At 73.2% G+C, this 23,033-nt stretch carries 26 protein-coding genes; 11 read left to right on the top strand and 15 right to left on the bottom strand.

Going from position 1 to position 23,033, the window contains the following annotated elements; translation table 11 throughout:
• The first annotated feature begins 4 nt into the window (after positions 1-4).
• Together Actkin_RS27775 and Actkin_RS27780 are read left to right on the top strand one after the other, a co-directional pair.
• Entirely contained in the window at positions 5-667 is a 663-nt protein-coding gene (locus tag Actkin_RS27775) for a TIGR03089 family protein (protein ID WP_258904817.1), read from the top strand.
• Positions 664-1,443 (top strand): SDR family NAD(P)-dependent oxidoreductase, encoded by a 780-nt coding sequence (locus Actkin_RS27780; protein WP_189209773.1) that lies wholly within the window; start codon positions 664-666, stop codon positions 1,441-1,443. Before Actkin_RS27775 ends, Actkin_RS27780 begins: the two co-directional genes overlap by 4 nt.
• Here the strand turns inward: Actkin_RS27780 and Actkin_RS27785 are convergent.
• Complete coding sequence (locus Actkin_RS27785) at positions 1,384-1,611, bottom strand: hypothetical protein (protein ID WP_189209772.1); 228 nt, start codon at positions 1,609-1,611, stop codon at positions 1,384-1,386. The genes Actkin_RS27780 and Actkin_RS27785 overlap by 60 nt on opposite strands.
• Before the next feature lie 119 nt (positions 1,612-1,730).
• Positions 1,731-2,240: a DinB family protein gene (locus Actkin_RS27790; protein ID WP_189209771.1), complete on the bottom strand. Its 510-nt coding sequence runs from the start codon at positions 2,238-2,240 to the stop codon at positions 1,731-1,733.
• A 114-nt stretch (positions 2,241-2,354) separates the two neighbouring features.
• Here Actkin_RS27790 and Actkin_RS27795 point away from each other — a divergent pair, with 114 nt between their 5' ends.
• The 3 genes from Actkin_RS27795 to Actkin_RS27805 are packed head-to-tail and all read left to right on the top strand — an operon-like array spanning position 2,355 to position 4,596.
• On the top strand, positions 2,355-3,347 hold the full coding sequence (locus tag Actkin_RS27795; protein ID WP_258904818.1) for a toll/interleukin-1 receptor domain-containing protein: 993 nt from the start codon (positions 2,355-2,357) through the stop codon (positions 3,345-3,347).
• Positions 3,344-3,838: a type II toxin-antitoxin system death-on-curing family toxin gene (locus tag Actkin_RS27800; protein WP_258904819.1), complete on the top strand. Its 495-nt coding sequence runs from the start codon at positions 3,344-3,346 to the stop codon at positions 3,836-3,838. The genes Actkin_RS27795 and Actkin_RS27800 overlap by 4 nt, the downstream gene beginning before the upstream one ends.
• A gap of 44 nt (positions 3,839-3,882) precedes the next feature.
• Positions 3,883-4,596, top strand: coding sequence for an SAM-dependent methyltransferase (locus Actkin_RS27805; protein ID WP_258907999.1), 714 nt, complete (start codon positions 3,883-3,885; stop codon positions 4,594-4,596).
• Here the strand turns inward: Actkin_RS27805 and Actkin_RS27810 are convergent.
• A complete protein-coding gene (locus Actkin_RS27810) occupies positions 4,586-5,752 on the bottom strand; it encodes a right-handed parallel beta-helix repeat-containing protein (protein ID WP_309569086.1) in 1,167 nt (388 codons plus the stop codon). The genes Actkin_RS27805 and Actkin_RS27810 overlap by 11 nt on opposite strands.
• 385 nt (positions 5,753-6,137) lie before the next feature.
• On the opposite strand from Actkin_RS27810, the gene Actkin_RS27815 reads away from it, so the two are divergent.
• Positions 6,138-6,356, top strand: a complete 219-nt coding sequence (locus Actkin_RS27815) for a site-specific integrase (RefSeq protein WP_258904820.1) — start codon at positions 6,138-6,140, stop codon at positions 6,354-6,356.
• A gap of 7 nt (positions 6,357-6,363) precedes the next feature.
• Positions 6,364-7,098 (top strand): restriction endonuclease, encoded by a 735-nt coding sequence (locus tag Actkin_RS27820; protein WP_258904821.1) that lies wholly within the window; start codon positions 6,364-6,366, stop codon positions 7,096-7,098.
• An 89-nt stretch (positions 7,099-7,187) separates the two neighbouring features.
• Here the strand turns inward: Actkin_RS27820 and Actkin_RS27825 are convergent, their stop codons facing one another.
• The 4 genes from Actkin_RS27825 to Actkin_RS27840 are packed head-to-tail and all read right to left on the bottom strand — an operon-like array spanning position 7,188 to position 10,930.
• Positions 7,188-8,342: an acyl-CoA dehydrogenase family protein gene (locus Actkin_RS27825; RefSeq protein ID WP_258904822.1), complete on the bottom strand. Its 1,155-nt coding sequence runs from the start codon at positions 8,340-8,342 to the stop codon at positions 7,188-7,190.
• Positions 8,343-8,393: 51 nt separating this feature from the next.
• On the bottom strand, positions 8,394-8,882 hold the full coding sequence (gene purE / locus Actkin_RS27830) for a 5-(carboxyamino)imidazole ribonucleotide mutase (protein ID WP_189210159.1): 489 nt from the start codon (positions 8,880-8,882) through the stop codon (positions 8,394-8,396).
• Between the two features lie 30 nt (positions 8,883-8,912).
• On the bottom strand, positions 8,913-10,091 hold the full coding sequence (locus Actkin_RS27835; protein WP_258904823.1) for a 5-(carboxyamino)imidazole ribonucleotide synthase: 1,179 nt from the start codon (positions 10,089-10,091) through the stop codon (positions 8,913-8,915).
• Positions 10,092-10,108: 17 nt separating this feature from the next.
• Entirely contained in the window at positions 10,109-10,930 is an 822-nt protein-coding gene (locus tag Actkin_RS27840) for a GGDEF domain-containing protein (protein WP_189209765.1), read from the bottom strand.
• A gap of 157 nt (positions 10,931-11,087) precedes the next feature.
• On the opposite strand from Actkin_RS27840, the gene Actkin_RS27845 reads away from it, so the two are divergent.
• From Actkin_RS27845 to Actkin_RS27855, 3 genes are read left to right on the top strand one after another with little or no spacing between them, the layout of a single operon-like run.
• A complete protein-coding gene (locus Actkin_RS27845; RefSeq protein ID WP_258904824.1) occupies positions 11,088-13,379 on the top strand; it encodes a sigma-70 family RNA polymerase sigma factor in 2,292 nt (763 codons plus the stop codon).
• A gap of 56 nt (positions 13,380-13,435) precedes the next feature.
• Positions 13,436-13,972: a GtrA family protein gene (locus tag Actkin_RS27850; protein WP_189209763.1), complete on the top strand. Its 537-nt coding sequence runs from the start codon at positions 13,436-13,438 to the stop codon at positions 13,970-13,972.
• Positions 13,973-13,998: 26 nt separating this feature from the next.
• Complete coding sequence (locus Actkin_RS27855) at positions 13,999-14,505, top strand: GtrA family protein (protein WP_189209762.1); 507 nt, start codon at positions 13,999-14,001, stop codon at positions 14,503-14,505.
• Here the strand turns inward: Actkin_RS27855 and Actkin_RS27860 are convergent.
• Complete coding sequence (locus Actkin_RS27860) at positions 14,502-15,779, bottom strand: sensor histidine kinase (protein ID WP_189209761.1); 1,278 nt, start codon at positions 15,777-15,779, stop codon at positions 14,502-14,504. The two genes, Actkin_RS27855 and Actkin_RS27860, sit on opposite strands and share 4 nt — an antisense overlap.
• Before the next feature lies 1 nt (position 15,780).
• Positions 15,781-16,455 carry a response regulator transcription factor gene (locus Actkin_RS27865; protein WP_189209760.1) on the bottom strand — a complete coding sequence of 225 codons (675 nt, stop codon included), beginning with the start codon at positions 16,453-16,455 and terminating at the stop codon, positions 15,781-15,783.
• 33 nt (positions 16,456-16,488) lie between these two features.
• Here Actkin_RS27865 and hisN point away from each other — a divergent pair, with 33 nt between their 5' ends.
• Positions 16,489-17,259: a histidinol-phosphatase gene (gene hisN / locus Actkin_RS27870; RefSeq protein WP_258904826.1), complete on the top strand. Its 771-nt coding sequence runs from the start codon at positions 16,489-16,491 to the stop codon at positions 17,257-17,259.
• Here hisN and Actkin_RS27875 read toward each other — a convergent pair.
• The 6 genes from Actkin_RS27875 to Actkin_RS27900 form a co-directional block, all read right to left on the bottom strand.
• Positions 17,245-17,514 (bottom strand): hypothetical protein, encoded by a 270-nt coding sequence (locus Actkin_RS27875; RefSeq protein ID WP_189209758.1) that lies wholly within the window; start codon positions 17,512-17,514, stop codon positions 17,245-17,247. The two genes, hisN and Actkin_RS27875, sit on opposite strands and share 15 nt — an antisense overlap.
• Complete coding sequence (locus Actkin_RS27880) at positions 17,511-20,339, bottom strand: glycohydrolase toxin TNT-related protein (RefSeq protein WP_258904827.1); 2,829 nt, start codon at positions 20,337-20,339, stop codon at positions 17,511-17,513. Before Actkin_RS27880 ends, Actkin_RS27875 begins: the two co-directional genes overlap by 4 nt.
• 2 nt (positions 20,340-20,341) lie before the next feature.
• Entirely contained in the window at positions 20,342-20,650 is a 309-nt protein-coding gene (locus Actkin_RS27885) for a WXG100 family type VII secretion target (protein WP_189209756.1), read from the bottom strand.
• Positions 20,647-21,081: a YbaB/EbfC family nucleoid-associated protein gene (locus Actkin_RS27890; RefSeq protein ID WP_189209755.1), complete on the bottom strand. Its 435-nt coding sequence runs from the start codon at positions 21,079-21,081 to the stop codon at positions 20,647-20,649. Before Actkin_RS27890 ends, Actkin_RS27885 begins: the two co-directional genes overlap by 4 nt.
• A gap of 79 nt (positions 21,082-21,160) precedes the next feature.
• A complete protein-coding gene (locus tag Actkin_RS27895) occupies positions 21,161-22,480 on the bottom strand; it encodes a M20 family metallopeptidase (protein WP_189209754.1) in 1,320 nt (439 codons plus the stop codon).
• Between the two features lie 258 nt (positions 22,481-22,738).
• A complete protein-coding gene (locus Actkin_RS27900; RefSeq protein WP_189209753.1) occupies positions 22,739-22,987 on the bottom strand; it encodes a hypothetical protein in 249 nt (82 codons plus the stop codon).
• Between the last annotated feature and the right edge of the window lie 46 nt (positions 22,988-23,033).

Genomic DNA, 23,033 nt, shown 5'->3' on the forward strand with positions numbered 1-23,033 from the left:
CCCCGTGAGCCTGACCGAGCACCTGCTGAGCCCCCTGCCGCCCGCGCGGCCCGCCGTCACCCACTACGACGACGCCGCGGGCACCCGCGTCGAGCTGTCGGCGGCGACGCTGGCGAACTGGGCGGCCAAGACCGCGAACTGGCTGGTCGACGAGCACGACATCGAGCCGGGCGACCCGGTGGCGGTGCGGCTGCCCGCGCACTGGCAAACCGCCGGGGTGCTGCTGGGCGCCTGGTGGTGCGGCGCGCACGTGGTCGCCGACGGCGACGCGCGGGTGACCTTCGTGGTCCCCGGCGAGACCGGCCCCGGCGTGCTCGCCGCGGTGTCGCTGGACCCGATGGGCCGCGACCTCGGCGGCCCGGTCGACGGCGCGGCGGACTTCGTCGGCGAGGCGCGGCTGTGCGGCGACGACTTCCTGGGCGGCCCGCTGCCCGGCGACACGCCCGCGCTGGCCGGGATGACGGTCGACGAGGTGCTGGCCGCCGCCCGCGCCCTCGATCTGCCGCGTGGCGCCCGCGTGCTGTCCACACGGGACTGGACGGTGCCGGACGGCGTGCTGGCCGCACTGGTCGCGCCGCTGGCCGCGGGCGGGTCCGTGGTGCAGGTGAGCAACCCCGCGCGGCTGGACGCGCACCGGGCCGCCGAGCGCACTACCGTCGACCTGTGACCCGATCGTTCGCCGACAAGGTGGCCGTGGTGACGGGCGCGGCGTCGGGCATCGGCGCGGCGCTCGTGCGGCGGCTGCTCGCCGAGGGCGCGCGGGTGGCCGCGTCCGACATCGACGAGCTCCCCGAGACCGGCGCTCGCCGCTACCGGCTCGACGTCGCCGACCGCGACGCGGTCCACGCCCACGCCGCGGCGGTCGCCGCCGAGTTCGGCCGGGTCGACCTGGTGGTCAACAACGCGGGCGTGGCGCTGAAGGGCACCGTGGCGCAGATGTCCGACGAGGAGCTGCGCTGGGTCATGGACGTCAACTTCTGGGGCGTCGTGCACGGCACCCGGGCGTTCCTGCCGCACCTGGTCGCCGCGCGCGGGTCGGTGGTCAACATCTCCAGCGCGTTCGGGCTGATCGCCGTGCCGTCGCTGAGCGCGTACAACGCCTCGAAGTTCGCGGTGCGCGGGTTCACCGAGGCGCTACGCCAGGAGATGGCGGGCACCGGGGTCGGGGTGACGTGCGTGCACCCGGGCGGGATCAAGACCAACATCGCGCGCAAGGGCCGCACGTCCGACCCCAGCGAGAAGGCGGACTTCAACCGCTCCCTCGACAAGGTCGCCATCACGTCCCCGGACGCAGCGGCCCGAAGGATCCTCGACGGGGCGCGGAAGGACAAGGCGCGGGTGCTCGTCGGGCCGGACGCCTACGCGATCGACCTGCTGCCCCGGCTACTCGGGTCGCTCTACCAACCGCTCGTGAACCGGCTCTTCCGCGCCGGGCAGTCCTAAGTCGATCACCAGGTCGGCCTCGGCGGCGGGATGCCGCCAGTGCCCGCCGCAGCCCTTGGGGCAGGGGTGCTCCATCTCGCGCAGCACGAACCCGTCCTCGGTGGGGATCGCCTGCTGCCACCGCAACAGGCCCAGGCCCTCGCAGTGCGGGCAGGTGCGATCGGTCACACCCGTCAGGGTCACAGTGGATCACCCGCCCCGCAAGGGCGTCCCGCCAGGCGGACGGGGTGAGCGGCGAACGGGCGGCCACCGGCGTCGGACGGCGGGACGCCGGTGGTCCACATGGGTCAGCCCATGGACTTCTGGCCGTCGAGGGACTCGCGGATGATGTCGGCGTGGCCCGCGTGCTGCGCGGTCTCGGCGACGATGTGCAGCAGGGCGCGGCGGGCCGTCCAGCTCACGTCCGCCTCGAACCAGGGCGCCGTGGGCAGCGGGTGGGCGAGGTCGAGGTCGACGGTCTTGACCAGCTCGTCGGTCTCGCTGGCGACCTCGGCGTAGCTGTCGAGGACCTCCTCCAGCGTGCCGGTGAGCCGGAAGTTGTCCAGCCAGCCCTCGACGGCGTCGCTGGAGAAGTCCATGGCCCTGGGTCCGTCGGTGATGAACCGGCGCCACTGCAGCTCGGTGGCGGCCACGTGCTTGATGAGACCGCCGAGGGTCAGCTCGCTCTCGGTGGTGCGGGCGCGCGCCTGCTCGTCGGTCAGGCCGCGGACGGTGTGGCGCAGGAAGTGGCGGGCCTTGGCCAGCGACTCCAGGATGTCGGCCCGCTCGCCGGTCAGGACGGTCTCGGTGGTGGTCATCGTGGTTCCCCTCTCGGTGTCTGGGGCCACTGTATGGCGGGTTCCGGACAGGTTCGGTCCTCAACGACGAACCCGGTAGCCTCTTTTCCCGATCACCGCGCTTGGAGGAGCCGCATGGTCCGCGCCTTCTGGTCGTACCGGATCGACGACGACCGCCACGACCGCGGCATGCTCACCACCCTCGCCCAGGCCGTGCGCGACGAGTTCGCGATGATCGCCGGGGCCGAGCTGGAGCTGTTCATCGACACCGACCTGGCCTGGGGCGACGACTGGCGCGACCGGATCGAGGCTGCGGTGGCCTCGGCGGCGTTCTTCATCCCGGTGCTGACGCCGCGGTACTTCCAGAGCACGTTCTGCCGGGAGGAGTTCCTGGCGTTCGTGTCCAAGGCCAAGCGGAGCGGGCTGGCCGACCGCGTGCTGTCCCTGCTGTACGTCCCGGTCCCGGACCTCTCGTGCGACGCCCCGGACGCGCTGATGGCGCTGGCGGCGCGCTACCAGCACCAGGACATCACCGCCCTGCGCGCCGCCGAGCCGCACGACCGCGAGTTCCGCGCCACGGTCCGCGCGCTGGCCCGGTCCCTGCTGGACCTCAGCCGCGCCGCGGCGCCCTCCGCGGCGGACCCGGGCGCGTACGACGCCCTCATCCGGTCGGCGTCGGCGGCGGTGCCGAGGCTGGCGTCGAGCCTGGCGGGCTTCCACACCGAGCTGGTGGCGCTGCAGGCGCCGATCACGTCCAGCCTGCTGGTCACCACCGTGCCCGGTCCGCCGACCGACCTCATCCCCCTGACGGCCCGCCTGGACACCCACGCCACCCGCTTCGCCGAGGACGTCGTCCGGGTGGACACCGACGTGCGGGCCGTGCTGGGCTGGCCGGATTCCGGTTTGGACACCGCCGCCCTGTCCGGGCGGCAGCGCTTCCGCGAGCGCGTCACCGAGATCGCCGCGGAGACTGCCGCCCTGTCCTCGGCGATCACCCGCCTGACCACCACCCTGGGCGACATCCGGGCCCGAACCCCCACCCTCCGCGACGTCCTCACCCGAGCCGAGGGCGCCCTCATGAAGTTCACCGACGCCGAACGCGTCTTCGCGGGCTGGGTGACCCCATGACCGACGACCTCGCCGACGCGTTCGGCTCCCTCGGCGAACACCTGCGCGCGCTGCGCGGGCGGATCGAGGAGACGGACCAGTCCCTCCTGGCCCACCTCCGCCCGAACGCGACGCGCTATCTGGACGCCGACGACCTGCTGGTGCTCGCGTCGGCCGTGGTGTCGGAGGACTTGGTGGTCGACGACCTGGGTGTGATCTACACAGCCGTCCTCCGCCCCCAGGCCGTCGTGATGGGCATGCCCGCTTACGACACCCTGTGGCTGAAGGCGGCGGCACTGCTGGAGGCGATCGTCCGCGGAAAGCCCCTGCGCGAGGGCAACTGGCGCTTGGCCTGGGTCGCCGCAGTCACCTTCTGCGATCTGAACGGCCACCGCCTGGACACACCGATGGACGAGGCACTGGACCTCGTGCGGGAGGTGGCGGCCGGAATGGTGGACATCCGCACCCTTGCCGAGCGACTCCAGGACTGGGCGGGCGTTGAGCGGGGGTAATTCGATTGCCTCGGCAGCGGCGGCGGACCACCCTGCCAACGGTGATGCCACCTCTCTTCGAAGACCTCGACTTCAACGGTCCGCTGTCCTCCGCGCGGGCCGATCATCTGCTCACGACGCTCGGGCCGTTGGAGGGGCGGCGGGTCGTCGATCTGGGGTGTGGGTGGGGGGAACTGCTTCTGCGCGCGGTGGCTCGCGGGGCTGTCGGGCACGGGGTCGACCTGGACGCGGTGGCGATCGAGCATGGGCGGGCCACCGCCGAGGCGCGGGGGCTGGCGGTGACCCTGGAGGTCGGCGACGCCGGGGCGTGGACGGGCAGTGCGGACGTCGTGATCGTCAACGGCGCGACCCACGTCTGGGGCGGCGATCCGGTCGACCACACGGCGAACGCGTTGCGGGCCGTGCATGGGCTGTTGCGGCCCGGCGGTCGGCTCCTGCTGGGCGAGGGCTTCTGGCAGGTCCCGCCGTCCGCCGAGCGCCTTGCCGTGATGCCCATGGCGCGCGAGGAGTACCGGAGCATGGCCGAGTTGGTCGACCTCGCCCTCGACCACGGCTACCAGCTGCTGCACCTCTCCCAGGCCACCCTGGACGAGTGGGACGACTTCGAGTCCCGTCACGCGCTGGGCAGGCAGCGCTGGCTCCAGGCCAACCCCGACGCGACGGACGTCGCCGCCCGAGCCGCCGCACACCGCACCGCCTGGCTGCGCGGCTGGCGCGAGGTGCTGGGCATGGCCTACCTGACCCTCCTCAAGCCCTGACCCGCCACGTGCCCACGACGGGCAGAACGTCCTCTTCGGACACCCGCACAGCGCCATCCGGGAACACGACGAGCGTGTCCGACACCCGGGTGGCCACCAACGGCCTACCGTGCGGCGACGGGATGCGCCCGACATGAGAGCCCTCGCCGACCACCGCGCCCCGAAGCCGGGCCTCGCCGCCGTCGACCATGTACCGCAGCGGGTCACGCGGGTCCTCGCTGAAGTCGCTGCCGGTCAGGTCGAGTCCGGACCAGGGGATCATCGGGTGGTTGTTGCCGCTGACGACGATCTCGCCGATGTAGTCGCCCCAGAGGTAAGGCCGCCGGTAACCGTCGATCCGATTCCCGCTGACCACCGCACTCGCCGCCCGCCGGGGAAGTCCACCCAGGACAATCCCCTCCCGCTGCGCGACCCGCATGCCGCGAGCGCTGATGCTGTTCCCGGTCACGGTGCACCGGGTGGGCGCGGTGGTCCGGGTCTCGTTGCCCACCACCAACGCAACACCCCGCGGACACCCCTGCACGGTGTTGCCCGCGACCAGAATCCCGTCCCCACCGTGCGTGTCGATCCCCTCCCAGTCGATCAGGCTGACGGTGTTGCCCACAACCGCACAATCCCGCGACCGCGCCTGCTCGGTGTTGGCGTAATCGGTGACCGCGATGCCGTAGGTGTTGACCACCCCGGGACTCAGCGGGGCGTCCGTGACTGTGCAGCCCTCGACGACCACCCGCTCCCCGGAGATCACCATCACCCCGGCGTAGAGCAGCCCACGCGCGACCACCCCCCGCACCTGCGAGTCGACACACCACTCCAACCTGACCGCGTCCCCCCGCGACTCCCCGATCCGACAGTCCCGAACCACAACCCCGGCGAGCCGTGCGGCCTCAGTCCCCACCAGATGGATGAGCCGCTGCGCCTTGTCGTATACCGGCGAACCCCGCCGCCCACCGCCGACCCACATCCCCGCCAGCTCGACCTCGGACACCCACCCAACCCACGCAGGCCCGGAATCGACCCGGTACCGCCCACCGCGCACCCGTGTCCCCGCGACCCCCAACTCCAACGGCTCGGACAACTCGACAGCCAGATCCGCCGTGATGTCACCTCCGTCCCGCAGCGCCGCCCGGAGATCCGCCTCAGTGGTGACCGTCGTCATCCGCCCGAGAGTGGCCCAAGACCACGCCACCCCCACCCACCACCCCGACAGTGGGCGTGTCGCCGATCAGCAAGCCACCGCGGTAGTCCCGCGCCTCTCTGACAACTCCCGGGCCGCTAACGACCCGGGGACGGCCCTGACACAAGATCAGACCGTCCCCAGGGGCCGCGCTACAAGATTCGGACTAACCCTTCAGCAGGGCCCGGGCCATCACCATGCGCTGGATCTGGTTGGTGCCCTCGTAGATCTGGGTGATTGCTCTCCTGGCCTTTCCGACCTCGGCGTCTTCCCACGTGGATAGCCCCTGAGCTGCGAAGACGTTCTCGACACTTCTCGCCGGTTTCCACTGCTGCCCGACCTCTGACGGCCTGGAGACGGCCTGATCTTGAACCGCCCGCCGTGGTGCGCTCCTGCTCTCGGCGGGCTGCTGCGGCACTTCTACGCCTCGATGCTGCTGGCGCAAGGCGTCTCGATCAAGGAGCTGTCGGCCTACCTCGGCCACGCTGACGCCGGGTTCACCCTCCGCGTCTACACCCGCATGGTGCCGTCCAGTCACGACCGGGCGCGGCTGGCTGTCGACTTGCTGTTCCACGAACAGCAATAATGGACCAATGAGCGACTGGCAGGACTACCAAGAAGAAGTAGCAGCGTTTTTTCGCGAGATTGGCATGTCCGCCGAGACAGATGCCACTATCCAAGGAGTGCGGACTTCACACGACATCGATGTCGCCGTGTTTACAGAAAAGGCCGGATTCAAGGTCCTTTGGGTCGTTGAATGCAAGAATTGGAAGCGTTCGGTTTCTAAGCTCCACGTGCTTGCATTGCGTGAGATTGTGGCAGATTTAGGGGCCGATCGGGGAATCTTGATGGCGGAGAATGGTTTTCAAAGCGGAGCTTTCGAGGCTGCCACCTTGACGAATGTCCAGCTCACCTCTTTACGCGAACTGCGAAAATCGGCCATAGACGAACTGTCCATGGTTGAACTTACTCGCCTTCAAGAGCGAATCGAGGAATGCGAACGCCGTTATTGGGACCTAAAGAAAGAGTTACGAATCAATGCCGGCTTACGCCCACCTGTCGGCATGCACGGTCCATACAGAGGAACAGTCGTGATTAGCACAGTAAAGTATGCTATAGGGGAGGCGCTCCTAGGGCGCTTCCCGATCCGTTATGATCAAACAATCCCAAGTCAAAGCCTCCTAATGAAACCATCCGAAGAACTAGACGTCCACGGGTCTAACCCAAGCGAACTAGCAGCCAGCCTGGTCCCGGTGATGGAAGAGTTGGAGTCGAAGCTCCAAGAAGCTGAAACGATAGCGGAACGACCCACCTCGCCTGATGCATAACCCAGCAGACAGCCAACTCGCACCACACGGCCTAGAGACGGCCTGATCTTGAAACCAGACCGCCCCCGGGGCCGGGTTACAAGATCAATCTAGCCCTTGAGCAGCGCTCGGGCCATGACCATGCGCTGGATTTGGTTGGTGCCCTCGTAGATCTGGGTGATCTTCGCGTCCCGCATCATGCGCTCGACTGGGAAGTCACGCGTATAGCCGGCCCCACCAAACAACTGGACCGCGTTGGTGGTGACCTCCATTGCCGTGTCGGAGGCGAAGGTCTTGGCGGCGCTGGAGACGAAGCTGGCGTCCTTCTCGCCGCGTTCGACCTTGGCGGCGGCGGCGTAGACCAGGTGGCGGGCGGCCTCGATCTTCATGGCCATGTCCGCCAGCATGAACTGGATGCCCTGGAAGTCGGCGATCGCGCGGCCGAACTGCTTGCGTTCCTTCACGTACGCCACCGACGCGTCCAGGGCGCCCTGGGCGATGCCGAGGGCCTGGGCGCCGATGGAGTGGCGGGTGTGGTCGAGGGTCTTGAACGCCAGGCGCAGGCCCTGGCCGGGCTCGCCGATGACGCGGTCGGCCGGGATCGTGCAGTCCTCGAAGTAGATCTCCCTGGTCGGGGAGCCCTTGATGCCGAGCTTGCGCTCCTTGGGGCCCACCACGAACCCGGGGTCGTCCTTGTGGACCATGAACGCCGAGATGCCGTCCGCTGGCTTGGCGGCCGTCGGGTCGGACACCGCCATGACCGTGTACCAGGACGACTCGCCCGCGTTGGTGATCCAGCATTTGGTGCCGTTCAGCACCCAGGATGAGCCGTCCAGGCGGGCGCGGGTGCGCATGGACGCCGTGTCGGAGCCCGCCTCGCGCTCGGACAGCGCGTAGGAGGCCATCTCACCGGCGGCGATGGCCGGGAGGACCTGCTTCTTCAGCGCCTCCGACCCGCCGAGGATCAGGTTCATGGTGCCGAGCTTGTTGACCGCCGGGATCAGCGACGAGGACGCGCAGACCCGCGCCACCTCCTCGATGACGATGTTGGTCGCCACCGAGTCGGCGCCCTGGCCGTCGTAGGCCTCGGGGATGTGCGGGGCAGCGAAGCCCGCCTTGGCCAGGGCGGCGGACGCCTCGACCGGGTAGCGCTCCTGCTCGTCGACGTCGGCGGCGTGCGGGGCGATCTCCTTCTCGGCGAGGTCGCGCACGGCCTCGCGCAGCGCGTTGTGCTCGTCGCTGAGCTGGTAGAGACCGGCGTCCACAGTTACCTCCCGGTAGGCACAAAGTCTGCCCACCAGGTTAGCAACCGTTTACTAGGATGTCCTTGTGTTCTGACGCACCGACGCCCGCAAGGCCGCGTCCTTGTCGAGCACCATCCGCTCCAGCGACGACTGGAACTCCGCCACCCGGGCCGCCAGGCCCTCGTCGAACGCCGCCAGCATCCGCACCGCCAGCAGGCCCGCGTTGCGCGCCCCGCCGATCGACACCGTGGCCACCGGGATGCCCGCGGGCATCTGCACGATCGACAGCAGCGAGTCCATCCCGTCGAGGTACTTCAGCGGCACCGGCACCCCGATCACCGGCAGCGTGGTCGCCGAGGCGACCATCCCGGGCAGGTGGGCCGCCCCGCCCGCCCCGGCGATGATCGCGCGCAGGCCGCGCCCGGCCGCCGACTCGGCGTAGTCCATCATCCGCCGCGGCGTCCGGTGCGCGGAGTACACGCCGACCTCGTAGGCCACCCCGAACTCGTCCAGCGCCTCGGCGGCGGCCGACATGACCGGCCAGTCCGAGTCGCTGCCCATGATGATCCCGACGACAGTCACCGCGCGCTCCTAGTGGATCTCGTAGCCGTCGAGCCAGACGGCGTGGGACAGCCAGTGGGCGGCGAGCCGGGCCCGGGAGCGCACGTCCGCCAGGTCGGCGCCGAGCAGCGTCACGTGCCCGATCTTGCGCCCGGGCCGCTCCTGCTTGCCGTAGTAGTGCACGTGGGCGTCGCGGAAGCGGGCGAACAGGTGGTGGATGCGCTCGTCCATGCCCATCGACGGCGTCGACGGCGCGCCCAGCACGTTCGCCATGACGACGGCGGGCGCGACCAGGTCGGTGGCGCCCAGCGGGTAGTCCAGCACCGCCCGCAGGTGCTGCTCGAACTGCGAGGTCCGCGCGCCCTCGATGGTCCAGTGCCCGGAGTTGTGGGCGCGCATCGCCAGCTCGTTGACGACGATGCCGTCCTCGGTCTCGAACAGCTCGACGGCCAGCACGCCGACCACGTCCAGCTCGCGGGCCACCCGCAGGGCCAGCTCCTGGGCCTGCTGCTCCAGCTCGTCGGAGAGCCCCGGCGCGGGGGCGAGGGTCTCCACGCAGATGCCGTCCACCTGCACGGTCTCCACCACCGGCCAGCACGCGCCCTGGCCGAACGGGGACCGGGCCACCAGCGCCGACAGCTCCCGGCGCATGGCCACCTTCGCCTCGACCAGCAGCGGCCTGCCCGCCAGCGACGCCACGACCTCGGCGGCGGCCTCCGGCGAGTCCAGCATCCACACGCCGCGCCCGTCGTACCCGCCGCGGGCGGTCTTCAGCACGACCGGCCACCCGTGCGCGTCGCCGAACCTGACCACGTCCTCGACGGCGGCGACCTCGGCGAACTCCGGGACCGGCGCGCCCATGTCGGCCAGCCTGCGCCGCATGACCAGCTTGTCCTGCGCGTGGACCAGGGCGCCGGGGCCCGGCCGGACGGCGACGCCCTCGGCGGCCAGCGTCCGCAGGTGCTCGGTCGGCACGTGCTCGTGGTCGAAGGTCAGCACGTCGCACCCGGCCGCGAACGAGCGCAGCGCGGCGAGGTCGGTGTGGTGGCCCAGCGTGATCGCCGGGGAGACCAGGGCGGCGGGGTCGTCGGCCGAGACGGCCAACACGTGCAGGGTCTGGCCGAGGGCGACCGCGGCCTGGTGCGTCATCCGCGCCAGCTGACCGCCGCCGACCATCCCGACAACGGGCAATCCGGTGCGTGCGTCCACGGTCCGGGGAGCCTACGTCACGCCCGGCCGAGCCCGTCCACCATGGCCTGTGCCGCGTCCTCGGAGCAGGGCAGCCGCTCGACCCGCAGCTCGGGTCTGCGCAGCACGCGCAGGGCGCTGTCCACCTCGAACCGCTCGGCGATGAGCGCCCTGGTGCGGGCCGCCCGCTCGGCCAGGCCGCGCCCGCGCTCGGCCAGCACCGCCGCGACCGACGGCCCCAGCACGGCCAGGCTCTCCCCGCCGTCGAACACCTCCCGCAGCACGTCCCCGACCAGCGCCATCGCCATGAGCCGGGGCCAGCCCGCGGTCCGCGACAGGTCGACGGTGACCACGATCAGCACGTGGGTGTCGGCGGGCGCGGTCCCCGAGCGCCGCCCCGCCCGGTACACCTCGCCGAGGCGCACCCGCAGGTACTCCGGCGTCGCCAGCCCGGTCAGGTTCTCCGTGGCCGCGACCGCGCCGAACTCGCCCATGGCGGCGTCCGCCCACGCCAGGGCGACCGCGCGGAGCAGCGGCGCGGGCGTGGCGTCGACGGCGGCCCGACGGCCAGTGGTCCCCTCCAGCACGGCGTGCAGGGCGGCCAGGTCCGTCAGGGTCTCGTCCAGCCCGGCGCCCGAGCGCGCCCGCGCCCGGCCGAGGCCGTCGAGCGCGGTGGTCGGATCGGCCCCCGACACCACGCTGAGGCACACCTCGTCGACCTCCGGCAGTCCCCAGTCGCTGGGGAACCGCCAGCCCGCCGCCAGGCTCGCGGAGCGCCAGCGCGCCCGCAGCTCACGCAGCAGGCGATCGGCCCCCTCGGCGTCACCGCGCCATAAGGAGCCCGCCTCACGTACGGCCACGCGCTCTGTCCTCTCGTCGGACGCCCGGAAGGGTGACGGCGGCAGGAGGCAGTCGTGACGCGGCTCCCCCGGGAAAACGTGACGGCTCCACACCGATCCGTCACACTAAGCATCCGTGCGCGGCCAGGCGGGGAAGTCCCGGCCGGAGGGGAGGATCGTGTCGACCGTTCCGGCGGACGTCGAGGGCCCCAGCGACGCCGAACTGATCGTGTCGGTGCGCGGTGGCGCCGTCGCCGATTACGGCACCCTGTACGAGCGGCACGTCGCCGCGGCGTACAACCTCGCCAGACAGCTCACGCGCTCCCCCGCCGAGGCCGACGACCTGGTCTCCGAGGCGTTCGCCAAGGTGCTCGACACGCTCCGCCAGGGCCGCGGCCCCGACTCCGCCTTCCGCGCCTACCTGCTGACCGCGCTGCGCCACACCGCGTACGACAAGACCCGCCGCGACCGCCGCGTGGAGTTCTCCGACGACGTCAGCCAGGTCAGCGGCGTCGACCCGGCCGCGGTGAGCGTGCCGTTCACCGACACCGCGGTCGCGGGCCTCGACCGCACGCTGGCCGCGCGCGCGTTCGCCAAGCTGCCCGAGCGCTGGCAGGCCGTGCTCTGGCACACCGAGATCGAGGGCCAGTCCCCCGCCCAGGTCGCCCCGCTGCTCGGCCTGACGCCCAACGGGGTGTCCGCGCTGGCCTACCGGGCGCGCGAGGGCCTGCGCCAGGCGTACCTGCAGGTGCACCTGGCCGAGACCGACGCGCAGAACTGCCGCGCCGCCGCCGAGCGGCTCGGCGCGTGGGTGCGCGGCGGGCTGGCCAAGCGGGAGACCGCGCAGGTGGAGTCCCACCTCGACCAGTGCGACCGCTGCCGCGCGCTGGCCGCCGAGCTGGCCGACATCAACGGCGGGCTGCGGGTGTTCATCGCGCCGCTGGTGCTCGGCTCGGGCGCCGTCGCGGCCTACCTGGCCGCGGCCAAGGCGACCGCGGCGGGCACGGCGGCCGCCGCCGGGACCGCGGCGGGGGTGTCCGCCGGCGGGGTCGCCGGGGCCATCGCCGACGCGCCCCGGCAGTTCCTCGGCGTGGCCGCGTCCGGCGTCGCGCTGGCCGCGGTGATCGCGGTCGGGGTGTCGTCGGGGCCGCAGGAGCGCATGCCCGCGGCGGCGCCCCCGCCCCCGTCGACGGTGTCCACGCAGGACCCGCCCGCGTCGCCGATGTCCCAACCGCCCAGGCCGTCGTCGTCCCCACCCCCTGCCGCTGAGCCGCCCGCGCAGAGCTCGCCCGAGCCGCCTGCGCAGCCCCCGCCCGCGCCCGCCCCGGTGCAGCCGCCGCCGGAGCCCGCGCCGGAGCCGACGCCCGGCCCGCCGAGCCTGGCGGCCGACCCGCTGGACCCGGTGGCGCTCGTCGTCGACGGCGGGCCGGCCGAACTGCCGATCACCGTGCGCAACACCGGCGGCAGCGTGTCCGAGCCCGTGGTGGCGACGCTGGCCCTGCCGCGCGGCGTGCGCGCGGTCGAGTCCCAGCGGCTCGCCACCCCGCCGGGGCTGCTGCTCAACGGGGCGGCCCCGCAGACCGGCACGGTGGCCTGCCCCGGCGGCACGGGCACCGTCACCTGCACCAGCGGCGAGGGCCTGCGCCCCGGCGAGTCGGTCACGCTGGTGTTCCGACTGGTCGCCACTCCCGGCTCGGCGGGCAGCACGATCACCGGATCGGTCACCGCCGGGTCCTCCATCCGGGTGAATATCTCGGTGCCGATCGACGTGCGGGAGAAGCCGGACGGCCTCCGCCTGCACGCCGAGGCCCACGGGATCGGCTGGTTCGACACGCTCTGGCCGTGGGAGCGCGACGTGCTGCTCACGGTGACGGTCCGCAACACCGGCGAGAGCACCAAGCCGATCGCGATCACCGTGGACGAGCCGGGCAGGCAGACGGCGGGAGCGGGCAAGGTCGGCTGCACCGCCGACCGCGGCCGCACGACCTGCCGCACCCACAAGTCCGTCGCGCCCGGCGAGACCGTGGCGCTGGAACTCCGGGTCACGCGCCACCGCGACCACCCGCACGACATCAGGTGGCGCAAGATCACCGTGACGGCGACGCTCGGCAAGGCGGTGGAGAGCGTCAAGGTCAAGGTCCCCGCGTTCGGCCCGTGGTGGCCGGGGCTGCAGCCGCCGGAGCCGCCGTCGATCCCGACCGAGCCGGTCGAGCCGACGCCGACCGCGCCGCAGGTGATCGAGTCCCCCACCGCGCCGACCCCGCCGCCCGTCACGTCCGCGCCGCCGCCCCCGGCCGACGACCCGGACGCGGAGTCGACCACGGCGCCCACGCCAGCGCCCACCACCACACCAGCGCCCACCACCACGACAGCCACGACCACCACCCAGACGACGGAACAGCGGTCCGTTCGGCCCGCCCGCGACTGCAGAGGGCGGCAGGGCGGCGGCCGTTCGGGGCCGCCCTGCTGACCCTGGGGCGGCCCTCGATCACGAGCGGTGATCGGCAGTAGTTAGACTCCGGCCACATGGCCGTCGTCGAGACCGTGCTGGCCCGCTTGCCGGAGCCGGTCCGGGCCGCTCTGACCAAGCACCGCGAGCTGTTGCGCTTCGCCACGGTCGGGGCCGTGTGCTTCGTGGTGACCAACGCGGTGAACTACACCCTCAAGCTGACGGTGCTCACCGACAACCCGGTGACCGCGCTGGCGATCGCGGTGATCATCGCGACCATCGTGTCCTACGTGCTCAACCGCGAGTGGTCGTTCAGCACCAGGGGCGGCCGCGAGCGCCCGCACGAGGCGGCGCTGTTCTTCCTGATCAGCGGTATCGGCGTGGCGATCAACTCCGCGCCGCTGGCGGTGTCGCGGTACCTGCTGCACCTCCAAGTGCCCGAGGTGTCGCGGCTGACCCAGGAGGTCGCCGACTTCGTCTCCGGCATCGTGCTGGGCACGCTGGTGGCGATGGTGTTCCGCTGGTGGGCGTTCAAGAAGTGGGTGTTCCCGCAGGCCGACGCCCGGGTGCGCAGGCTGCGCGCGGTGACCGGGCCCACGGAGCGCGCCGCCTGACAAGCGGTTTTCCGTAGACTGCGGCGGTGTCCGTAGTCGAATCCGTGCTCGCGAGGGTGCCCGAGCCGCTGCGCCGGGTCCTGCTCAAGCACCGCGAGCTGCTCAAGTTCGGGATTGTCGGCGGCACGACGTTCGTCATCGACAACGCCATCTGGTACCTGCTGAAGTTCACGGTGCTGGAGGCCAAGCCGGTCACCGCGAAGGCGATCGCCGTCATCATCGCCACGATCGTGTCCTACGTGCTCAACCGCGAGTGGTCCTTCCGCTCCCGGGGCGGCCGCGAGCGCCACCACGAGGCCGCGCTGTTCTTCCTGATCAGCGGCTGCGGCGTGGTCATCAACCTGATCCCGCCCTACGTCTCCCGCTATGTGCTGGACCTGGAGACCCCGCACGTGAGCCTGCTGGTGCAGGAGACGGCGGACTTCGTCAGCGGCTCCATCATCGGCATGCTGCTGGCCACCGGCTTCCGGTTCTGGGGCTTCCGCAAGTGGGTCTTCCCCGACCAACTGCGCGAGCACCGCAGCTACGACTAGCGCGGGGACTTCTCCGCGGGCCAGCGCACGCCGGTGACATCGCCCGCGCGCGGCATCCGCAGGAACACCGAGAACGTCGCGGGCTTGGCAGTGGACAGCTCCATCCGGCCGCCGTCGGAGTCGACCAGGGCGCGGGCCAGCGCGAGGCCGAGACCGGTCGACCCGGCCCCGGAGACGCCCCGGTCGAAGATGTGCGGGGCCAGCTCGTCGGGCACGCCGGGACCGTTGTCGGCCACCTCCACCACCACCGTCTCCCCGCTGACCCGCGCGGTCAGGGTGACCGTGCCGCCGCCGTGGCGGTGCGCGTTGTCCAGCAGCACGCCGATGGCCTCGCGGAGCCTGCCCGGCGTGGCGCGGACGATGAGGTTGGGCTGCAGCCGCAGGCGCAGCGTGCGGCCGTCGGCGCGCAGCGGCTTGCGCCACTCCTCGGCGATGGCGGTCAGCTCGCGGGCCAGGTCGACCGGCTCCGCGCCGCCAGCGCGGGCGACCCGGGCGGCGGCGAGGAGCTCGTCGAGCACCTCGGCCAGCCGGTCGGCCTGGGCCAGGCCCGCCCTGGCCTCGGACGCGGTCTCCTCGTCCGGCACGCTCGCCAGCGTCTCCAGGCGCAGTTGCAGCGCCGTCAGCCTGCTGCGCAGCTGGTGGGACACGTCGCCGACCAGGTCGCGCTCGCGCTGGATGAGGTGGGCGAGCGCGGTGGCCGAGGCGTCGAGCGCCTCGGCGACGGAGTCCAGCTCGGCGAGGTCGTAGCGGGTGCTGTCGAGCCGGAAGTCGCCAGCGCCGAGCCTGCTGGCCCGGTCGGCCACGTGCCGCAGCGGCCGGGCGATGCGCCGCGCGGTGACCATCGCCACGACCGCGCCGATGCCCACGGTGGTGATGATGACCAGCGCGACCAGCAGCGCGACCTGGGTCTGCCGGGTGCGCATGGGCCCCGCGGGCACGGACAGCCGCACGGTGCCCTGCTGCACCATCGGCACCTCCTCGGTGACGGCCTCCTCGGTGATCTCCGTGCCGATGGTCCGCACCGGCTGGCTCGGCAGGGTCACCTCGAGCAGCCCGTCGACGGGCACCGCGACGGCGACCCGGCGCAGTTCGACCTGGCGGCCGTTGGCGATCTCGTCGTCCAGCCGCGCGGCGATGCCCTGCGCGCGGGCGGCCAGGTCGTCGCGGGTGATCTGCTCGACGATCTGCAGCGCGGTGTAGCCGAGCGGGATGCCGAGGGAGCACGCGGTCACCAGCACCGCGAGCATGATCGCCAGGAGGATGCGGCGGCGCACGTCAGTCCGCGTTGAACCGGAAGCCGACGCCGCGCACGGTCGCGATCCGCCGCTCCGCGGCGCGCGGGCCCACGTCGCCGAGCTTGCGGCGCAGCCACGACATGTGCATGTCCAGCGTCTTGCTGCCCTTGAGCTCGGGGTCGCTCCACACCTCGGAGAGGATCTCCTCGCGGGTGACGACCTGGCCCGCCCGCTGGATCAGCACGCGCAGCAGCTCGAACTCCTTGTTGGCCAGGTTGATCTCCACGCCGTCCACGGTGACCACCCGCGCGGCGAGGTCCATCCGCACGCCGTTCACCTCGACCGCGCCCGGGGCCTGGCGGCGCAGCAGCGCGCGGATGCGGGCCAGCAGCTCGGCCAGCCGGAACGGCTTGGCGACGTAGTCGTCGGCGCCCGCGTCCAGGCCGACGACGAAGTCCACCTCGTCGGCGCGGGCGGTCAGCATCAGCACCGGGATGCTCCGGCCCGCCGCGCGCAGCCGTCTGCACACGTCGAGGCCGTCGAGTCCGGGCAGGCCGAGGTCGAGCACCAACAGGTCGGGGCCGCCCGCGCTGGCCAGGTCCAGCGCGCGGTGGCCGTCGCCGACCACCACCACGTCATAGCCCTCCCGGTGCAGCGCGCGGGACAGCGGTTCGGCGATGGCCGAGTCGTCCTCGGCCAGTAGCACCACGCTCACGCCCCTCAGCGTAGGCGTGACACGATCTCCGGCGTGTCCCGCGACCTCAACTTCGCCATCCGACTGGCCGACGCGGCCGACGAGATCACCGTGAACCGCTTCCAGGCGCGCGATCTGGTCGTCACCAGGAAGCCGGACCGCACCCCGGTCACCGACGCCGACACCGCCGTCGAGGACGCCGTCCGCGCCCTGATCGCCGCCGAGTTCCCCGACGACACGGTCGCTGGCGAGGAGCGCGGCGGCTCGGTGGGCGCGGGCCGCACCTGGGTGCTCGACCCGATCGACGGGACCAAGAACTTCCTGCGCGGCGTGCCCGCGTGGGCAACGCTCATCGCGCTGGTCGAGGACGGCGTGCCGACGGTGGGCGTGGTGAGCGCGCCCGCGCTGGGCCGCCGCTGGTTCGCCGCGCGCGACCACGGCGCCTGGGTGGCGGCGGGCGGCGAGGCCGTGCGGATGTCGGTGTCGGGCGTGGCGTCGCTGTCGGACGCCTACCTGTCAACCACGCACCTGGGCACGTGGGTCGAGTACCACTCGCGCGAGCGGTACCTCGACCTGGTGGACGCCTGCTGGGAGAACCGGGCCTTCGGCGACTTCTGGTCGCACTGCCTGGTCGCCGAGGGCGCCATCGACGTCGCCGCGGAGGCCGTCGTCAACCCGTGGGACGTCGCCGCCATCCAGGTCGTCGTCGAGGAGGCGGGCGGGCGCTTCACCGACCTGGGCGGGGCGGCCCGCTTCGACGGCGGCTCGGCGCTGTCGACGAACGGGCTGCTGCACGACGCCGTGCTGGGCCTACTTCGCCGCTGACGGCAGCACGCCGACCGCGCCGCGCACGACCTGCGACCACACCAGGCGGCCGAACAGGTAGTGGCAGGCGACCTGCTCGCTGCTGAACCGCGCCCAGTCGTAGCGGTTGCCCTGCTCGCGCCAGAACACCTCCCAGGCGTCGCCCGCCGGGTCGCGCAGCAGGCACCAGGTGTTGTCCACCTCCGCGCCGATCGAGACGACCTGCTCGGGCACGCCGACCGCGCGCAGCCACTCGGCGATGGATTCGGCGTTCACTGCCCGTCCTCCGTGATCTCGACCAGATAGCCCAGCGCCACGAGCTCGACCGCCGAACGGGTGGCCCGCAGCCGGATCCCGCCGCCGTGCTGGGCGAACCAGGGCGCCGACGCCGCCCGCCACACCGGCAGGGGCCGCACGACCCGGTAGCGGCGCAGCGCCCGCAGGTGGTCCGGCGGCAGCGAGCGCGCGGCGAAGGGGGTGCCGTCAGGGGCGAAGACGCGGCCTTCGGGGGTGCCGAGCCGGTCGATGGTCGTGCCCGGCTTGAGCACGTCGGGCTCGCCCTCGGCAGCGCCGCCCTCGGGGTACTGCTCGCCGGGCGGCCACGCGTACTCGGCCCTGCTGGTGCCGTCGGCGGGCTTGACCAGGAACCGGCGGTCCCAGTCGCGCTCGTGCAGGCCGCCGAGCGGGTCGTAGCCCTGGGCGAGGTGGTCGGCGCTCACGCCGTCGGTGCGGGTGACCGGGGCGGGCGTGGTGGCGTCGACGAGGTGGGCCTCGGGGTGGTCGTCCGGCGGGAAGCGCAGGCCGGCGGCGTAGTCGACCTCGGCCTGCGGCGCGGGCAACTGTGTCTCCGGCTCATCGGCGACCTGCGGGAGGTACCCGATGGGGAACAGGTGCAGCAGGAACAGCGACAACGCGTCCCGGTCGGCCTCGCCGATGGAGGCGCCCGCGAACACACCCGGCAGCCGCGCGAGCTGCGTCCCCGGCTCACTCGGCTGGGCGAGCGGGAAGCCGAGGACCGGCCCGCCGTCGGGCCGCCTGCCGGTGGGGAGGTGGCCGGGCACCGGGGCCTGGCCGGGAGCCTGCTGACCGGCGCCGGGGACCTGCTGCCCGGGGGCCTGGCCCGGGGGCTGCTGGCCGAGGGCCTGGTGACCGGGGGCAGGCCGGGGGGCGACGGCGGTTCCGCCCGCGAACCCGAGGAGCGCGCCGCCGATGGGCGCGATGAACCCGGACTCGGGAGTGTCGGCGCTCGGCTCGTCCACTTCGGACTTCGCCGCCTCGGCGTCAGCGGACCCGGCCCGCTCGCCCGAGCGCTGGTCGCGGGTGTCGCCCGCGCGCTGGTCGCGGGTGTCGCCCGCGCGCTGGTCGCGCTGCTCGCTTGCGCGCTGGTCGCGTTGGTCGCGGGTGTCGCCTGCCCGCTGGTCGCCTGCGCGGTGGTCGCGGGTGTCGCCTGTGCGGGTGTCGGTGTGCGGCAGGTCGGCGCGGATGGGGGCGCCGCCGCCCGCCTGGGCGCGGGGCCCGGGCAGCACGGGACCGGCCGCTCCGCCCGCCGATGGTCCGCCGACCGGCGCGGGCCCGCCCGGGGACCCGCCGAACGGCGCTCCGCCGACGGGGGCCTGCCCCGGCGCGGCAGCGCCGGGCGGCGCCGCCTGGGCGATCGGGTTCTGCGCGGCCCCGGCCGCCTGCGGCGCGTCGAGGACGGCCGCCGCGGAGGCGTGCACGGTGTCGACCACCGGCATCCCGGCGGGCGGGGTGGGCAGGTCCATGGCCCACTCGTCGTTGGGCCCCAGCACGACACCCCGGCCGTCCCCGAACCCGCCCCCGGCGTTCCCGACGCCCTCGGCCACTCCCCGCGCCGCGCCGACGGTGTCAGCGACCCCGCCGCCGGGCCCCGCGGCCACGCTCCCGACGGTGTCGCTCACCCCACGGGCCGTCTCCCCCACGGCCCCGGTCACGCCGCCGACGACGTCGGACGCCCCGCGCACCGTGGTGCCCACAGCATCGGTCAGCCCACCAGGGCCCGCCGCCGCGTTGCCCACAGCATCGGTGAATCCCCGCGCCGCACCACCGACCGCCTCGGTCAACCCACCCGCCGTGTTGCCCACGGCGTTGATCAGCCCGCTCGGGCCCGCCCCGGCGTTGCCCACGGCATCGGTGAAACCCCGAGTCGCACCGCCGACCGCCTCGGTCAGCCCGCTGGAACCGGCGGCCGCGTTGCCCACCGCGTCGGTGAACCCGCGGGCCGCGCCGCCGACGGCGTCGGTCAGCCCGCCTGTCGCGTCGCCCACGGCGTTGGTCAACCCGCTGGCGCCGGGCACGGCAGTGCCCACCGCGTCCGTGAATCCGCGCGTCGCGCCGCCCACGGCGGCGGTCAGGCCGTCGGGGCCCGCCACCGCGTTCCCGACGGCGTCGGTGAAGCCGCGGGTCGTGCCGCCGACGAGGTCCGTCACGCCGCCCGGGCCCGCGACCGCGTTGCCCACCGCCGTCGTGACGCCGCCGGTGATGCCGCCGACGACGTCCAGCAGGCCGCGACCGGGGGTCGAGGTGCCCACCACGCCGGTCAGTCGGGCGCCCGGGTTGGCGTTGGCGACCTGGCGGACCGAGGTCATGTCCGGGCCGTTGGGCGCGACCGCGTTCACCAGGGTCTCGGTCACCGCCGAGAGGTTGGCCGACGTGGCGGCGACCGCCGTGTCGATGCCCAGCAGGGCCGTCGGGCTGCCCGCAGCGGTCGCGGCCTCGGTGTTGCGGGCCAGGTCGACGAGGTGGCGGACGATCTCGACCTTCGCGGCGCCGACCTGGTCGGCAGCGCGCTCCAGGCGGTCGGCGGCGGCCAGGCAGCCGCGCGCGGTCACCGTCAGGTGCCCCGAGTCGGCCCCGACGAAGCCGGACCACTGCGCACGGGCGGCGTCGGCCGCCTCGCCGGAGAACGTGCCCAGGGCGGCGCTGGCGGCGGCGTCGGCCTCGCCGGTGAGCGTGGTCATCCGGGTCGCCGCCTCGCGCCAGGCCGCGGCGGCCTCGCGCATGCGGTCCTCGTCGGCCTCCGGCCACGCGACACCGGTCGCGGCGGCCACCTCGGCGAGTTCGGGGGGCAGTTCGATACCCATCGCTACTCCCCGAGCGCCTGGACGTTGTCGGACTCCGTGGCGGCGTACCCCGAGGCGGTGTCGGCGAACCGACCGCCCACCTCGTCGAGCCTGCCGGGCAGCGCGCCCAGGTCGCCCAGGGTGGCATCGGCGCCCGGCGCGTGCGCGGCGGCGAAGCTCGCGCCGACGGCGTCGCCGCCCCAGCACCCGCCCAGGGCGCTGAGCCGGTCGGCGAGGTCGCGGTGGATCGCCCCGGCGCGGGCGGCGAGGTCGCCGAACTCGCCAGCGCGCCGGGCGAGGGCGTCGGTGTCCGCGCGGAAGCCGTCGGTCATCGCTGGTCCCCCCGCTCGTCGGACTCCAGCCAGGTGGCGCGCTCGAAGTCGAACTCATCGGCCTGCGGGGCCACCTCGGCCGGGGTGAGGTCGGCGGTGCCGAGGCGCAGCGCGGCCGGGTCGGTCCCGGCGGGCAGCACGGGCGCCATGATCTCGTCGGCCGCGCGGGCGGCGAGCCCGGCGGCGGCCTCGACCACGCCCACGACGACGCCGCCCAGCGCGGAGGGCTGGTGCACGCGGTAGGCGTCCGGACGGATGTCCAACGCGACCAGGGCCCCGTACGCCGACACGGTGGCGGTCACCGTCCCGCACGCGCTGGTCGCCGACTTCGCGACCGCGCCCAGGGCCCGGTGCACCTCGGCCAACTGGTCGCGGCTGCGCCGGTAGCCCGCGAGCAGCTCGTCGACCTGGGCCCGGTGATCGGTACCCATCGCCACCTCCGCGGATCAGCCGGACAGACTCCGGTCGCCCGTTCGACGGGTCGCGGGGCGCGCCGGTTCCGCGGGTTTTTCAGTCCGCCTGCGGGGTCCAGTTCAGCGCGGTGATCGCGGTGTGGGTCATGACCCGGATGCCGGTCAGCAGCGCCCGCTCGTCGAGCTGGAAGGTGGGCTGGTGCAGGTCGCGCATGGGGCCCTCGCCGTCCCAGACGCCCAGGCGCATGAAGCTGCCGGGGACGTGTTCGAGGTACCAGCCGAAGTCCTCGCCGCCGGAGGACTGCTTGGTCCCGGCGAGCGCGTCCTCCCCGAGCGCGGTCTCGATGGCCGCGCGGAGCATCTGGGTGCTCTCGCGCTCGTTGATGACCGGCGGGACGCCGCGGCGGTGCTGCAGCTCGAAGCCGACGCCGGTGGGCGCGAGCAGCGCCTGCACCAGGCCCGCGACCAGCGGCTCCAGGTCCACCCAGACGTCGTGGTTGGCGGTGCGCAGCGTGCCGCGCAGCACACCCTCCTGCGGCACGGCGTTGGGCGCCTCGCCCGCGTGCACCGCGCCCCACACCAGGACGGTGCCCGAGCGCGGGTCGACGCGGCGGGACAGCAGCGCGGGCAGGCCGGTGATGACGCTGCCGAGCGCGTGCACCAGGTCGGCGGTCAGGTGCGGGCGCGAGGTGTGCCCGCCGGGCGAGGTGAGCCGCAGCTCCAGCAGGTCGGCGGCCGAGGTGATGGCGCCCACCCGGGTGCCGACCCGGCCGACCTCGACCCGCGGGTCGCAGTGCAGGCCGAAGATGCGCTCGACGCCGTCGAGGCCGCCCGCGTCGATGACCTCCAGCGCGCCGCCGGGCATGACCTCCTCGGCGGGCTGGAAGATCAGCCGGATGCGGCCGGGCAGCGGCGGGCCGGAGGCCAGCGCGATGCCGGTGGCCAGCAGGATCGCGGTGTGCGCGTCGTGGCCGCAGGAGTGCGCGGCGCCGGGGGCGGTCGAGGCGTAGGGCAGGCCGGTGTCCTCGGTCATCGGCAGCGCGTCGAGGTCGGCGCGCAGCGCCACGCAGCGGTCGCCCTCGCCGATGTCGCAGATCAGGCCGGTGTTGCCCGGCATCAGGCGGGGCTCGAGGCCGTAGGACTTCAGCAGGCCCGCGACCAGCTCGGTGGTGGCGAACTCGCGGCGGGACAGCTCGGGGTGGGCGTGGATGTGCCGGAACCAGGCGAGCACGTCGGCGGTGTTGGCCGTCAGCCAGTCGTCCAGCCACACGGGTCCGCGCCCAGCACCGAGATCGTCCACACCGGGCATACTGACGCCCGTCGGCGTGATCAGCACGGTGGATTGACCGCCCCGGGCCCCTCGGGGTCCCCGCCCGGGCTCGGCGGGCATGTCGGGCCGCGAATCCAACACTGTCACGCGACCCCTCCACTGACCTGCTGAAACTTGCTTCCGGTGCTCATTTGCGGTCAATAGTGCACCATGAGCCGCTGACACCGCCGCCGGTTTGCACGATCGCAGGCTAGACGGCACCGCCGAAGCGGTGAACGGCGACGGTCACTTCGCCCCGACTGGTCTGATGATCAAGACGATCGGTCCCGGCCCCGGGACGAGCCGGGGACCGGACGAAGGGGACACTCCGCTCCGCGGCGGTCCACCTGCCCGGCGAGACCCCGGCTACTTCTTCTTGACCCGCTTGCGGCGGACGCGGTTGCCGTAGACCACGAGCCCCAGCAGGACGAGCGCGGTCACCGTGATGACGAGCTTCTGCCTGCTGTCGGCCGCCTCCTCCTCGGTCGGCGGGTTCAGCGTCGGCCCCGACGGCGCGGTCGTCTCCTGGGCGAACGCGGCGGGCGCGCTCGGGCCGAGCGCGATGGCGCCGAGCAGGGTGACGCCGAGAAGCACTCCGGTCAGCAGCCGGGACACGCGACCTCCAGGTGACGGCGGTGATCACGCCAAGCCTAGCCGGGAC

This window comes from Actinokineospora sp. UTMC 2448 (assembly GCF_024760565.1).
Classification (GTDB): Bacteria; Actinomycetota; Actinomycetes; order Mycobacteriales; family Pseudonocardiaceae; genus Actinokineospora; species Actinokineospora fastidiosa.